Source organism: Mammaliicoccus fleurettii (assembly GCF_002018435.1).
GTDB lineage: Bacteria > Bacillota > Bacilli > Staphylococcales > Staphylococcaceae > Mammaliicoccus > Mammaliicoccus fleurettii.
Window position 1 is genome coordinate 82,216 of sequence record NZ_MWJM01000008.1, and the last position, 13,414, is coordinate 95,629.

General features: G+C 31.4%; 12 protein-coding genes and 9 tRNA genes. 3 read left to right on the forward strand and 18 right to left on the reverse strand.

Annotated elements, in window-relative coordinates:
* Nucleotides 1-16: 16 nt before the first annotated feature.
* Both B2G86_RS08005 and ytkD read right to left on the reverse strand, forming a co-directional pair.
* Entirely contained in the window at nt 17-790 is a 774-nt protein-coding gene (locus B2G86_RS08005) for an alpha/beta hydrolase family protein (protein ID WP_198644269.1), read from the reverse strand.
* Nucleotides 774-1,238 (reverse strand): RNA deprotection pyrophosphohydrolase, encoded by a 465-nt coding sequence (gene ytkD, locus B2G86_RS08010; RefSeq protein ID WP_078357602.1) that lies wholly within the window; start codon nt 1,236-1,238, stop codon nt 774-776. Before ytkD ends, B2G86_RS08005 begins: the two co-directional genes overlap by 17 nt.
* A gap of 66 nt (nt 1,239-1,304) precedes the next feature.
* On the opposite strand from ytkD, the gene B2G86_RS08015 reads away from it, so the two are divergent.
* Together B2G86_RS08015 and yidD are read left to right on the forward strand one after the other, a co-directional pair.
* A complete protein-coding gene (locus B2G86_RS08015; protein ID WP_078357603.1) occupies nt 1,305-2,090 on the forward strand; it encodes a hypothetical protein in 786 nt (261 codons plus the stop codon).
* Between the two features lie 10 nt (nt 2,091-2,100).
* Entirely contained in the window at nt 2,101-2,331 is a 231-nt protein-coding gene (gene yidD, locus B2G86_RS08020) for a membrane protein insertion efficiency factor YidD (RefSeq protein ID WP_078357604.1), read from the forward strand.
* Between the two features lie 69 nt (nt 2,332-2,400).
* Here the strand turns inward: yidD and menC are convergent, their stop codons facing one another.
* From menC to hemE, 16 genes are all read right to left on the reverse strand, one after another.
* Nucleotides 2,401-3,399: an o-succinylbenzoate synthase gene (gene menC, locus B2G86_RS08025; RefSeq protein WP_078357605.1), complete on the reverse strand. Its 999-nt coding sequence runs from the start codon at nt 3,397-3,399 to the stop codon at nt 2,401-2,403.
* Nucleotides 3,392-4,789 (reverse strand): o-succinylbenzoate--CoA ligase, encoded by a 1,398-nt coding sequence (gene menE, locus B2G86_RS08030; RefSeq protein ID WP_078357606.1) that lies wholly within the window; start codon nt 4,787-4,789, stop codon nt 3,392-3,394. The genes menC and menE overlap by 8 nt, the downstream gene beginning before the upstream one ends.
* Before the next feature lie 130 nt (nt 4,790-4,919).
* A complete protein-coding gene (locus B2G86_RS08035) occupies nt 4,920-6,092 on the reverse strand; it encodes an MFS transporter (protein ID WP_078357607.1) in 1,173 nt (390 codons plus the stop codon).
* A gap of 140 nt (nt 6,093-6,232) precedes the next feature.
* Complete coding sequence (locus B2G86_RS08040) at nt 6,233-7,075, reverse strand: DegV family protein (protein ID WP_078357608.1); 843 nt, start codon at nt 7,073-7,075, stop codon at nt 6,233-6,235.
* 657 nt (nt 7,076-7,732) lie between these two features.
* A tRNA-Ser gene (locus B2G86_RS08045) sits at nt 7,733-7,821 on the reverse strand.
* A gap of 42 nt (nt 7,822-7,863) precedes the next feature.
* Nucleotides 7,864-7,935 (reverse strand) — tRNA-Glu (locus B2G86_RS08050).
* Nucleotides 7,936-7,939: 4 nt separating this feature from the next.
* Nucleotides 7,940-8,014, reverse strand: a tRNA-Asn gene (locus B2G86_RS08055).
* A gap of 7 nt (nt 8,015-8,021) precedes the next feature.
* Nucleotides 8,022-8,095 (reverse strand) — tRNA-Gly (locus B2G86_RS08060).
* A 17-nt stretch (nt 8,096-8,112) separates the two neighbouring features.
* Nucleotides 8,113-8,188 (reverse strand) — tRNA-His (locus B2G86_RS08065).
* A gap of 18 nt (nt 8,189-8,206) precedes the next feature.
* A tRNA-Phe gene (locus B2G86_RS08070) sits at nt 8,207-8,279 on the reverse strand.
* Between the two features lie 10 nt (nt 8,280-8,289).
* Nucleotides 8,290-8,365 (reverse strand) — tRNA-Asp (locus B2G86_RS08075).
* Between the two features lie 14 nt (nt 8,366-8,379).
* Nucleotides 8,380-8,453, reverse strand: a tRNA-Met gene (locus B2G86_RS08080).
* 87 nt (nt 8,454-8,540) lie between these two features.
* Nucleotides 8,541-8,615, reverse strand: a tRNA-Glu gene (locus B2G86_RS08085).
* Nucleotides 8,616-9,278: 663 nt separating this feature from the next.
* Nucleotides 9,279-10,673, reverse strand: coding sequence for a protoporphyrinogen oxidase (hemY, locus tag B2G86_RS08090; RefSeq protein WP_078357609.1), 1,395 nt, complete (start codon nt 10,671-10,673; stop codon nt 9,279-9,281).
* A gap of 33 nt (nt 10,674-10,706) precedes the next feature.
* Entirely contained in the window at nt 10,707-11,627 is a 921-nt protein-coding gene (gene hemH / locus B2G86_RS08095; protein ID WP_078357610.1) for a ferrochelatase, read from the reverse strand.
* Between the two features lie 45 nt (nt 11,628-11,672).
* Nucleotides 11,673-12,722: a uroporphyrinogen decarboxylase gene (gene hemE / locus B2G86_RS08100; RefSeq protein ID WP_078357611.1), complete on the reverse strand. Its 1,050-nt coding sequence runs from the start codon at nt 12,720-12,722 to the stop codon at nt 11,673-11,675.
* A gap of 166 nt (nt 12,723-12,888) precedes the next feature.
* Between hemE and B2G86_RS08105 the strand changes: the two genes are divergently transcribed.
* Nucleotides 12,889-13,410 carry an antibiotic biosynthesis monooxygenase family protein gene (locus tag B2G86_RS08105; protein WP_078357612.1) on the forward strand — a complete coding sequence of 174 codons (522 nt, stop codon included), beginning with the start codon at nt 12,889-12,891 and terminating at the stop codon, nt 13,408-13,410.
* Nucleotides 13,411-13,414: the final 4 nt, after the last annotated feature.

Genomic DNA, 13,414 nt, shown 5'->3' on the forward strand with positions numbered 1-13,414 from the left:
GAACTGAAATTCAACTTTAAGGGTTTTTGTTTTCACATTTATCCATCCAATTATGAATTTGAATGAGTGTCTGTTTTTCTTTTTCAGGTCTAAATACATGCCCTTCTCCTTGTTCATAAATCGTGCTATATTCTACATTATGTTCTTTTAAATGTTCTTCTAAATGGTACGCCATATTGATATTAACTTGTTTATCTTTATCACCATGAACAATTAAAATTGGCGGGCTATCTTGATTAATGTTTTTCAAAGCATTTCTACGTTCATATTCTTCATATTGCTTTTTAGGATGTCCAACCATCCTTTTTAACATTCCTCGTAAATCAATTCTCTCTTCATACATCATAAGTAAATCAGTTACTCCGCCCCAAATTATATAACTTGTTGCTTTAACTGTTTGATACGTAAGTAAGCCTTGTATACCGCCTCTAGAAAAACCTATAATATGAACAGGTATTTGCGGGTATTTTTCTTTTAATATATTGATACCAACAATTACATCATTTAAATCGTCTCCACAAAAATGATCTCTTCCTTCGCTTCCGTTACTTCCTCGATAATAAGGAGCGAATACTAATGTATTTTTATTTTTAAATTGAGACATTCTTGCTGGCCTTACTCTACCAACTTGTCCTTTACCACCTCGTAAATAAACAACGATTCTTTCAACGTTTTTATGAGGTGTCATTAGCAACCCTCTAACTTTAAGTCGATCTACAATATAAATCACTTCTTCTGTCACGTGATCTAAAAGGAAAACAGGCATTCTTTTTCTACTGAAGAAATCCAAGTTTATACACCCTTTCAACACACTTTAATATCGCTTTATCTTTTAATAAAAAACTCTTTTTTTGTTCAGGTACATCATCTATATTTTGAACAATAATCGGGCCATATGTTTCAAAATACTCACTTTTTACCTCCATCGAATCAACTTTAATAAAATATACGTCTTTATCGAATGGTTTCTCATCATGCACTGTATATGAAGCAATAAACGTTACTTCTTTAGGGATTGCACCTGTTTCTTCATATAATTCTCTTACTATTGCTTCTTTATTTGTTTCATTTTGCTCCACTTTTCCACCAGGAAATTCTATTCCTCTGATTTTATGATGAGTCATAATATAATTATTCTTGTATATAGGAATTCCAAGTACATGTTTAGCTTTTTGTATATCGTTCGCTTCTTTATATTCTAAATCTACGTTTAGTCCATATGGATCTTTATAGCGCATGAAACACGACCTCTTTCTTCGATTGTGATAAACTGTATATATATTTTATTAGGAAGGTAGAAAATATTGAAAAAATTAACCTTAACGTCCTTGATATTAACAATTACTCTTATTCTAGCAAGTTGTAGTCAACAAGGTCAAAATAATTTTAAAAATAGCAGTGAAGCTATTGAAGCATTTCAAAAAAACATTAAAGATGTCGATACCCATTCTATAAAATCTAAAAATGAAACAACTGTAGATTTTCAAGATAGAAAGACAAAGTTAAAACAAAATTCATATGGCCGTACAAATCATCACGATAAACTTTCATTTAATGTAGAACAATCTAGTAATACTAAGGAATTCAAAACACGTGACAAAAGTATCTTTATAGATTCAAATGAAATCAAATCTTCACCAAAGACTAAATACTTAAATTATCATGCACAAAATGCTGAAATTGATTATTATCAAAAAATTGGTCAAGACTGGTTTGATTTAACTACATTTAACCAAAGTTTATTAAAACCGATTGAAGATGATGTGACGATTAAAGACAATACCCTTTCATATGAAGGTACTGACAGCGTAATGAAATATTTATATCAATTAGGATATAGCCAATCTCCTTTAATCGATCAAGAATCATTAAGTAATATTAATGATTTAAAAATTAAAAAAGGTAAATTCAATTTAACTTTCCAAGAAGACAAAACATTACCTAAAAAATTAACTTTTAATATTGTCGCTACAGGAAAAATAAAGAACGAAACAATAAATATTCATATGAAACAAACAACACAATTTTATAAGTTTAATAATACTAAAGTTAAACCATACAAAAATTTAACAGAAAATAATTATAAATAGGAGAATTGATATGAAAAAATTATTCATTAAATTAATCCGTCTATACCAAAACTATATATCACCATTAACTCCACCTACATGCAGATTTGAACCAACATGCTCTAATTATGCTGTAGAAGCAATTTCTGAATATGGTGCATTAAAAGGAACATGGTTAGGTACGAAAAGAATATTAAAATGTCATCCATTCCATGCAGGAGGATATGATCCAGTTCCACCAAAAAAAGACCATACACATTAATTGTCTCAACCTTAGTCAACCATAGTGGGATCGTAATCTTTTTTAAAATTAGATTACGATCCCACTTCTTTATTTTATAAGTTTAACTGTATCTACTTTTGGTGGTAAATATTTAATTTTATTGTTCTTTATTTCAGCACTATCCTTAACGATATCATCCATGAAATAATAATCACTTGGTGTCACATCACTTGGATAATCACTATGCTGAGCTAAATATGCGGTGAAATAACTACTTAAACCAAATTCATACATACCACCTATTACAAATTTCAATTTATTCTTTTTACAATAATCGATTATTTCTAGAGATTTATCTATCCCTCCTATTCGGGAAGGTTTAATAACAACCCCATCTATAAGTTCAGATTTATTAAATTTATTAATTTGTTCTAAATTCAAAGCTGACTCATCAATAAATATAGGTAACGTTAATGATTTACGATATTCCTTATATAAATCAAAATGACTAAATGGCTGCTCTATATAAATAAAGTCTTGATCTTTAAATGTGTTTAATAAAGAAATATTACTTTCTTCTAATACTCCGTTTGCATCAATAGCTCTTTTAATTTGAGGATAATATTGTTCTAAAAATGCAATATCTTTTCGAATTCCATTGTGCCATTTTATTTTAATTCTTGAAGGTAATTCACCATGATATTGATTAAAGTATTTTTCAATATCATGATTTACAGTAGCACCATATGCTATATCAAATTCATATAAATCATGGAACTTCTGATAAAAAATCATAGACATTACACTTCGAGCGTTCGGAAAGTCATTTAGTTCATCTATTAATTGACAACTTAGTTTATAACTATTTATTTGATCATAAACATGTCTTTCAAACCAATTAGTTAATTCTTTTTTTACAGAATCTATCGTTTCAAAATGATACCAATCCGTGCTAAAGGCATTACACTCTCCATAGTATTTCTGTCCATTACTATCAACCCATTCAACAATCAATACTTCACGTTCTTCCATTTCAATTAAAGGTGTTTTGATAGATACTCTGAACGGAGCTTTAAATAAATAAAAATTCATCGTATTTTTACTCATGGGTTATCCACTCTTTCACTTTATGCCTTGAAAGTTTACCGGTTGAAGTTCTTGGTATTTCATCCATTTTATAAAAATATTTTGGGTGTTTATATTTGGCTAAATATTCATTCAACAAAATCTTAAATTCATTAATTTCTATTTTACTTTCACCTTCATATACTAAAGCAGGTACTTGTCCCCACTTTTCATCTTCAACAGGAACCGCAACACATGTATTAATCTGCGGATGATTTAACATGATATGTTCTATTTCAAAAGGATATATATTTTCTCCTCCACTAATAATTAAGTCTTTTCTTCTATCATAAATATATACGTATCCATTTTCATCTATAGATCCAATATCACCAGTCTTGAAGTATCCATCTATAAATGTCGTAGTATTACTATTAGTTGTTAAATAACCATTCATAACATTACCACCTGAAACAGCTATCTCACCGTGCCCATCAGCATTCTTATTTAAAATTTTAAGTTTTACATTTGAAGGTATTTTACCAACCGTACTTGGTTCATCACGTAACATTTCTGGACTTGCAGTTACAAACTGCGAACATGTTTCTGTCATACCAAATGAATTATAAATTGGTAAATTGTATTCAAGTGATTTATTGATCATAGATTCTGATAATTTTGCTCCACCTAACAGTATTTTCTCCAAATTATAGGGTTCTTTTAATTCCTCTTTAATCAACCATTGCAATGTCTGAGGAACGAGTGAAATATGTGTAATACCTTCATGCTTAATCAAATGCATAACACGGTCAATATTAAACTTAGCTTCTAATACTACTGTGAAACCTTCAATTAAACTACGTATAAGCACACTTAAACCAGATATATGATAAATAGGTAGCACTGATAGCCATTTCGTTAATGAATCATAACCAAGGCTTTCTTTACAGCCAATAGCACTATAATAATGATTCGAAAAAGTTTGAGGTACAGCTTTAGCAGGTCCAGTTGTCCCTGACGTAAACATTATCGTAGCAATATTATCCATTTTAAATTGAGATTCTAAATTATGTTTATTTATATGATTTATGTCACTTATATTTATATTCTTTTGTTTAATATCAAGTGAATTATAAGTCAATACTGTTTGTACATTAACACTATCTAATTGTTGTTCTATTTCTCTTGATGTCAATTTAGTGTTAATCATCACAATCTCAACATTCGCTAGCCAAGCTCCAATAATCAAAGATACATGATGGATATCATTCTTTATATAAAATGCCACCCTATTTAAATTAAGTTGTTTTAAATACGACGCATATACTTTTGACTCTTTGAATAGTTGTTGATATGTTATTTCAATATCATCTTGTTTGATTGCTACTTTATTTGGTGATTCAATTACGCGTTGTTCAATCCAATGTTTCATATTTGGACCTCCTTATATCATTATTTATTATAACGATAAATTCATAATAGAACATAAAAAATGCTTTATGCATAATATAAAATCCCGACAAAGTATAAATTATGTCGGGATTTATATTATTAGTTCTTAGTTATGCTGAAGTATTTTGTTGCATTCTTCTTTTTGTAACGATACGTTCTAACATTAAGAACACTAGTCCAATGATAGTTAAAAATGGTGCTACTAATGCTAGATCTTTAACTTCTAATTGGCTAACTACTATTCCACCTATAAAAGCACCTAGTGCATTACCAATATTAAATGCAGATTGATTCATTGTACTTGCTAACATTGGCGCATCTTTTGAAATGACCATACTCTTAAATTGAAGAGAAGGACTCATACTAAATCCTATAAGTCCAAATATAAAGATACCAACAACCATTAACAGGCTATAATTTTGAATAAAGTACATCATAAAAATATAAATAGGAAAAACAATAAAAATAATGTTTAGTGCTCTATTTAAATTCCAATCTGCTAGTTTACCACCAATTATATTACCTAAAGTGACACCTACACCAAATATTATAAGAACAAATGAAATCCATCGCTCATCTATATGTGAAACATTAATTAAAATTTGAGAAATATAAGTAAAATATGCAAATACACTACTAAACCCAAATAATGTTACACCAAGAGTTAACCATAATTTAACGTCTTTTAATACATTTAATTCATTTTTAATAGAAATAGGTTGAGTATCTTTTTGATTCGGTACATATTTAATAATTCCTATTAATGTTAGTAGACCTAATATACTTATAATTATAAAGGTCATTTTCCAACCAAATATTTGACCAACAAAAGTCCCGAATGGTACGCCTATAATATTACTCATTGTTAAGCCCATAAACATTAGCGCCATAGCACTAGCTCTTTTATGAGGTGGCACCATGCTTGCTGCTAAAATAGAACCTATACCAAAGAAAGATCCATGTGCTAGCGCCGCAACAATTCTACTTAACATTAATAACTCATAGTTTGGAGCTATTCCGCCTATTCCATTACCTACTATAAAGATTCCCATTAATAAAACGAGTAAATTTTTTCTTGGTAGCTTATATGTAGCAAGAACTATAATCGGTCCTCCAATGGCAACACTAAGTGCATAACCTGTAATCAGTTGCCCAGCATCAGACACAGTTACATTCAAGTCTCTTGCAATATTTGGTAGCAATCCCATGATTACAAACTCTGTCATACCTATTGCAAACGCACCAAGACTTAATATCCATATCGCTAAAGGATACTTCTTCATCAAACACAACTCCTTTAACCTTATTATTTTAATCAGATTTATCCATATTAGTACGTTTATAAGCATATGACAAGCTTTTTTTATAAATTTTTTATAAATAAAAAAAACTGAGAAATAGATTCTCAGTTTTTAAAACGATTTCATTCAGTTGTATTAATCCAACCAATACCAATCGTTCCATAACCAGTATGAACAGAAGCAACAGGTACTAATGGTTCAACATATACATTTATATTACTATTCAATGTTAAAATACGTTCTTTCCAAATATGTGCCTCTTCTTCATTACCAGCATGTAGTACACCAATACTTGTAATCCCCTTATCAATTGCCTCTTTCATACGAGCAATTAAATAAGCTTCAATTTTCTTCATTCCTCTAGATTTAAGTTCTAAATCTATCGTTCCATGCTCTAATTTCAATAAAAGTTTAATGTGAAGTAAGCTACTCAATAAATATTTGCCATTAGATACTCTACCACTATTTTTCAATTGCTGTAGGTTTCTTGGTAATAAATATAATTCACTTGTTTCTTTTGCACTTTCTAACTTATTCACTATCTCATCAAATGATTTATTCTCATTATATAGCTTTCTCCCATATTCAACTAATTCTTTCTGAGGAAAACTCCCTGTACCGCTATCGACAACATGGATCTCCATAGGAAAATTTTTTGAATTTGAAAGTGATGAAGCATAAGTACCCGATAAACTACTTGAAGGGTGAATCGCAATAACATGCGTATATCCCTCATCTTCAATTTGCTGATAAGTTTCAATAAAATCTTGAGGTGTAGGTTGAGCCGTTTTTGCTCCATTTCCATTTTCCTTTAACATATCGAAACATGATTTTGAACTTTCAAACTCTGTATCTTTATATGGTTTGTCTTCTATAATTGTTGATAAAGAAACTACAAATAAATCTTTCTCGTCAATATTTTGATCAATATAAGTTGTTGTATCAATTAACCACGCTAATTTCATTACTTCCTCCAGTGTATATAAAATATACGAATCATCTTAGTGTATTATTTTAACTCTAATCTTATTAATACCATATATTCCAGTTCTACACAATTAAAAAAAGAAACAATAAGTTCGAACAATCATATAATAAAATATAGGTTTGTAATTCTAATATAATTTTATTAACAAACCTTATTATTTAGGTGATTAATATTATAAGGTAAATTGTACTATATGAATTATTTTAGATAAAATTTACTATTTAAAAATACTAATTATCTTTGAATCTCCCTATTTATTAAATTACAAAAAATAACAAAAACATTATTAATGGTATTAGAAATAATATGTTCCCAATATTAACCACAAACCAAATTAGACTAATATATCTAATGTGATTATTTTTAACAAAAACAAAGCTAATTGATATAATTCCTGTCCTATTGACGTATTTGCGAAAAATATTAATAAATCACCAATTTAACAAGCTATACTTTAGCTACTGTTACCACAATTTATTGCTTAAAATAAGACAATAAAAAAAGAGCAAGGTCAACGTGTAAGAGATTAATCTCTTAACACCTATTTGACACTTGCTCATTCACGTTTACTTACCTAGTGCAAGAAAACACTTTAATACCAACGTCTTGGATGAGTTGATTATTAAGGTACAAACGGAGAGTGAGGGATTCGAACCCTCGAGACGCTTGTGGCGCCTACACACTTTCCAGGCGTGCTCCTTCGGCCAGCTCGGACAACTCTCCACAAACAAAAAAATCAGAAGCGATATTTCACCTCTGATTATATGACCCCTACGGGACTCGAACCCGTGTTACCGCCGTGAAAGGGCGGTGTCTTAACCGCTTGACCAAGGGGCCTATATGGCTCCACAGGTAGGACTCGAACCTACGACCGATCGGTTAACAGCCGATAGCTCTACCACTGAGCTACTGTGGAATAATAATGGAGCGGGTGATCGGAATCGAACCGACAACATCAGCTTGGAAGGCTGAGGTTTTACCACTAAACTACACCCGCTTAATATTAAATTTAAATGGGGCGACTGATGGGAATCGAACCCACGAATGTCGGAACCACAATCCGATGCGTTAACCACTTCGCCACAATCGCCATACTTGTTAAAAAGTATGGCTCAGGACGGAATCGAACCGCCGACACAAGGATTTTCAGTCCTTTGCTCTACCGACTGAGCTACTGAGCCAAAATAAAAATGGCGGTCCCGACGGGAATCGAACCCGCGATCTCCTGCGTGACAGGCAGGCATGTTAACCGCTACACCACGGGACCATCTTTAAAAAGTATTGCGGGAGGCGGATTTGAACCACCGACCTTCGGGTTATGAGCCCGACGAGCTACCGAACTGCTCCATCCCGCGTTAATATTAAGTAATTTGGCTACCTTTTTAATATAACACATTTATTAATATTATGTCAAGAAAATATTAATTGTTTTTTATAAAAAATGGTGACCCCTACGGGACTCGAACCCGTGTTACCGCCGTGAAAGGGCGGTGTCTTAACCGCTTGACCAAGGGGCCTCTAATTGAGAACTTCTTAATTATATATAGAAATATAGATAACGTCAATGCTATTTCTTTACTTTTCTTAATAAAAAATTTGAACTTTTAACATCTATGTGACAATTGTCACTAAAGGGAAAAATACTCATCTATTATTGAAGATTTTAAAATATACAAAGAGGAATACAACAATAATATTAGAGCCATTAAATCATATAAGAATTGTGGATTTAAGACTATTATGTAAGAAGAAGCATATTTTTATACTGCTGATATGTTGCTAGTCACACCTATCTTGCAATGTTCAGACCTCCAATGTTGCTAGTCACACCTGTCTTGCAATGTTCAAGCTCCCAATGTTGCTAGTCGCACCACTCTTGCAATGTTCAGACCTCCAATATTGCTTGTCGCACCTATCTTGCAATGTTCAGGCTCCCAATGTTGCTAGTCACTCCACTCTTGCAATGTTCAGGATCCCAACATTGCTTGTCACACCTCTCTTGCAATGTTCAGGCTCCCAATGTTGCTAGTCACACTTATCTTGCAATGTTCAGGCTCCCAATGTTGCTAGTCACTCCACTCTTGCAATGTTCAGGATCCCAACATTGCTTGTCATACCTCTCCATCAAAAAAACAGAAATTCTAATGCTACATTAGAATTTCTGTCCTGTTTCCTACTATTTACTTCAAATACTCTATCATTTTGTCACTTGCATCTTTAGCCATCTGTACACAATCAGGAAGTCCTACTGCATCAAATGAAGCTCCAGTAATAATTAAATTATTATAGTTCTTTTCTAAATGTTGCTGTATATCTCTTATTCGATCAATATGCCCTACTTCATATTGCGGCATACTATAAGGTAATTTCGTAACAATAGAAAATTCTGGTTCACCGTTGATAGTCATTATTTTATTTAAATCATTTAAAGCAACTTGTTTCAGTTGTTCTTCATCTTTATGATGAATGATATTAGAACCTGGTTTACCTACGTAAGCTCTTAATAATACTTTACCTTCAGGCGTTGTATGTGGCCATTTTTTATTAGTCCATGTACATGCAGTAATTGCAGTATCACTCGTTCTAGCAATAACGAAACCTGTACCGTCTTTATCATTAACTACTTGTTCTTTATCAAACGCCATAACTACAGTTGCAACACTCGTTGAAGGCATATAATTGAAATAATCTAGCTTAAGATCATCTTCAAACCATTTAACAAAATGTTGATGTGGAACTGTAACAATCACACCATCATATTCATGGTTTACACCATTAATTGTTAAAATTGGTTTAGCATTTTCTTCATTTAAATTTTGTACTTGTGAATTTAAATGAATGTTTACTCCTTTACTTTCTAAATCATTTCGCAGAGTAATCATGAAAGATTCTAGACCGTGTTTAAATTGTTTAAATTGACCTTTAGGTTTAACAGTCACTTTTTTATTAGCATTATTTTTAGATTTTTGAGCAATCATACCTTTAATTAAACTACCCTCTTCTTCTTCTTGCTCTTTAAAATGAGGAAAAGTAGTTTTTAAGCTTAATTTATCAATATTCGCTCCATAAATACCGGCCATAAGAGGTTCGATTAAATTTTCTAACACTTCATTTCCTAAACGTTGTCTAAAGAAATGGCCAATAGATATATCAGTATTCATTGGTTTTACAGGTAAAAAATAATCCATTCCGGCTCTTAATTTAGCTACAGGCGAAATGAGTTTCGTTTTTAAGAATGGCTTAATTTCTGTTGGTATACCCATAATTGAACCGCCTGGTATTGGATAAAGTTTATTATGGCTATAAATATATGATTGTCCTGTTTTATTTGTAACTAGATCATCAGCTATACCTATTTCTTCAGCTAATTCAGTCATAATTGTTTTTCTACCTAAATAAGATTCAGGCCCTAATTCAATTGTATAACCATTTTCACGATAAGTTTTAATTTTACCGCCCACTCTATCTGATTGTTCATATACGTCGATTTCAACATCTGGTTGTTCTTTTTTCAAATAATGGGCAGCAGATAACCCTGTTATACCTGCCCCTATTATTGCGATACGTTTTGTCATGTTTAACACTTCTTTCTTATTCGATTGTTCGAATTAGAATTTTTTCTTAATTGCCGATACCATTGCTTCGATAAATTTAGGATCAATGTTTGGCATTGGTGGTCTATGATAATTCACACCTAATTCATCACAAACAACTTTACATTCATAGTCATTATCATATAGTACTTCTAAATGTTCACATACAAATCCTACAGGCGTATATATAAAATGTTTATATCCATGTTTATTGTATAGCTCTCTAGTTAAATCTTGAACATCTGGTCCTAACCAAGGTTCCCCAGTTTGTCCTTCTGATTGCCACCCTACAGAAACATGTTTAATATTTGATTTTTCAGCTAATATTTTAGCTGTTTCTTCTAATTGTTCTGGATAAGGATCATTTGCTTTTTTAATTTTCTCAGGTAAACTATGCGCTGATACTATTAGAACTGTTTCATCATGATTTTCTTCAGGAATCATTTGTAAAGTGTCATTTATCATTGTTGTCCAGTATGAAATAAATGCTGGTTCATTATAAAATTGTTCAACATGATGCAAGTTTATACCGTATTTATCCGCTTCTTCTTTGGCACGCTTATTATAGCTACCTACTGAGAAATTAGAATAATGTGGTGCTAAAACGATTGTAACCGCTTCTTCAATGCCATCATTATGCATTTGTTCAACTGCATCTTCAATAAATGGATGAATATGTTTTAGACCAATATACATTTTAAACTCAACATTTTCATAAGTGTCATTTAATGCACCTAACAAACTTTCAGCTTGTTTTTCAGTTGTTCCAGCTAGTGGAGAAATCCCACCGATAGCTTTGTAACGTCCTTTTAAATCTTCAATTTGTTCTTCAGATGGTTTATGACCATGTCTAATATGCGTATAGTATGGCACTATATCACTTTCTTTATATGGTGTACCATATGCCATAACTAAAAGACCGACTTTTTTATTCATTTTCTATACTCCCTTTAAGTAAAATTAATGCTGTTTATTTATCAACTACATTTGTGATTTATATTTTGCTGAATAGTCATGTACGAATTGAGCTACTCTTCTTAAAGTATCTGGTTGAACTTCAGGGAACACACCATGTCCAAGGTTAAATATATAATTATGATTTTCTAAACCTTGATCCAAAATTTGAATTAATCGTTGTTCAATTACTTCCCATGGAGCTAACAATAATGCTGGGTCCAAGTTTCCTTGTAAAGTTTTAGTGATACCTTTTTCACGTGCTTCTTTAATTTGTAATCGCCAATCTAAACCGATCACATCAACTGGCAATTGATTCCATTCTTCAATTAAATGACTAGCCCCAACACCAAATGTTGTTACTGGTACATTTTTTTCTTTTATAGCTGTAAATATTTTATTCATTGATGGTCTAATAAAGTAATGGTAATCTTCAGCATTTAATGCGCCGACCCAAGAATCAAATACTTGTATCATTTTACAACCAGCATCAATTTGAGCATGCGTATAGCGTATCGCCATATCAGCAAGTGTATCCATCAGTTTAAACCAAGCTTCTGGTTGTTTATACATAAACGCTTTAGTTTTATTGTAATTTTTAGATGGTCCACCTTCAATCATATAGCTCGCTAATGTGAATGGCGCTCCTGTAAACCCTATTAAAGGTACATTAAGTTGTTCTTCAGTTAAAATTTTGATGGTATCTAAAACATACTTCACATCTTCTTCAGGGTTTATTTGACTTAATTTATTAATATCAGTGATATCTTTTATTGGATTATGTATAACTGGACCAATTCCAGATTTAATTTCTACATCTACTCCGATTCCTGTTAAAGGTGTCATAATATCTTTATATAAAATTGCAGCATCTGTATTATACTGATCTACAGGCAACTTTGTTACATAAGCACAAAGTTCAGGTTGATGCGTAATTTCAAATAATGAATATTTTTCTTTAATTTTTCTATATTCAGGTTGTGAACGACCTGCTTGCCTCATAAACCAAACTGGAGTATGAGTTGTACTTTCACCTTTTGCTGCTTTTAAAATTGTGTCGTTAAACGGTACACTCATTTCTTTCACCTCATTATAATCATTACAATCTATTTTAACATATTCTATTATAAAGACATCTATGTGTAGAAAAAGTCATAAATTATACAAAAGATTTGATGTATAGGTTGATTTTAGCGCTTACATGTTTATAATCAAAATAAAGAGATATAGGAGGTTTGTAATTATGAAATGTTATATAACAACTGGTACGTATCATTTTCTTCAAAATATTTTAAAGAAATATCCAGAGGAAGACATCCATCATTATACTAGACAAGATACGACGGTGCTTATTCATGAAACAACTGGTGAAACAGTTTTCGCGCAACCAAGAGAATATCGAATCTTAGAATCAAAGGGGCAATTTATAAATCATGAATTTTTAGCAGTTAGCTACATTCCTGTATCAGATGAAATGCAACATCGATTTGAAAATCATTACGTAGATATCGATGGACAGTTTGATGACTTTGAAGGTTTTGAATCATTTAGATTGCTTAAGCCTAGAAAAGGCGATACTTACATGATTATAGTTGGTTTTGATTCAAATGAACTATATGAAGATTTTACTAAATCATCATTTTTTGCAGAATATTTCTCAAGAGATGCTACAAGAAAATTCTCTGGTGCAGAACAATATTCAACAGCTAATTATACAAAGTATTGGTATAGACCTGACGAAGATGAAGAAGAAAAAGAAGTATAAATAA

Bases quoted from the DNA above. Each gene is read 5' to 3' on its own strand.
- yidD (WP_078357604.1), top strand. From the start codon at position 2,101: ATGAAAAAATTATTCATTAAATTAATCCGTCTATACCAAAACTATATA.
- hemY (WP_078357609.1), bottom strand. From the start codon at position 10,673: ATGACAAAACGTATCGCAATAATAGGGGCAGGTATAACAGGGTTATCT.
- B2G86_RS08105 (WP_078357612.1), top strand. From the start codon at position 12,889: ATGAAATGTTATATAACAACTGGTACGTATCATTTTCTTCAAAATATT.
- hemE (WP_078357611.1), bottom strand. From the start codon at position 12,722: ATGAGTGTACCGTTTAACGACACAATTTTAAAAGCAGCAAAAGGTGAA.
- menE (WP_078357606.1), bottom strand. From the start codon at position 4,789: ATGAAACATTGGATTGAACAACGCGTAATTGAATCACCAAATAAAGTA.
- B2G86_RS08035 (WP_078357607.1), bottom strand. From the start codon at position 6,092: ATGAAGAAGTATCCTTTAGCGATATGGATATTAAGTCTTGGTGCGTTT.
- menC (WP_078357605.1), bottom strand. From the start codon at position 3,399: ATGAGTAAAAATACGATGAATTTTTATTTATTTAAAGCTCCGTTCAGA.
- ytkD (WP_078357602.1), bottom strand. From the start codon at position 1,238: ATGCGCTATAAAGATCCATATGGACTAAACGTAGATTTAGAATATAAA.
- hemH (WP_078357610.1), bottom strand. From the start codon at position 11,627: ATGAATAAAAAAGTCGGTCTTTTAGTTATGGCATATGGTACACCATAT.
- B2G86_RS08040 (WP_078357608.1), bottom strand. From the start codon at position 7,075: ATGAAATTAGCGTGGTTAATTGATACAACAACTTATATTGATCAAAAT.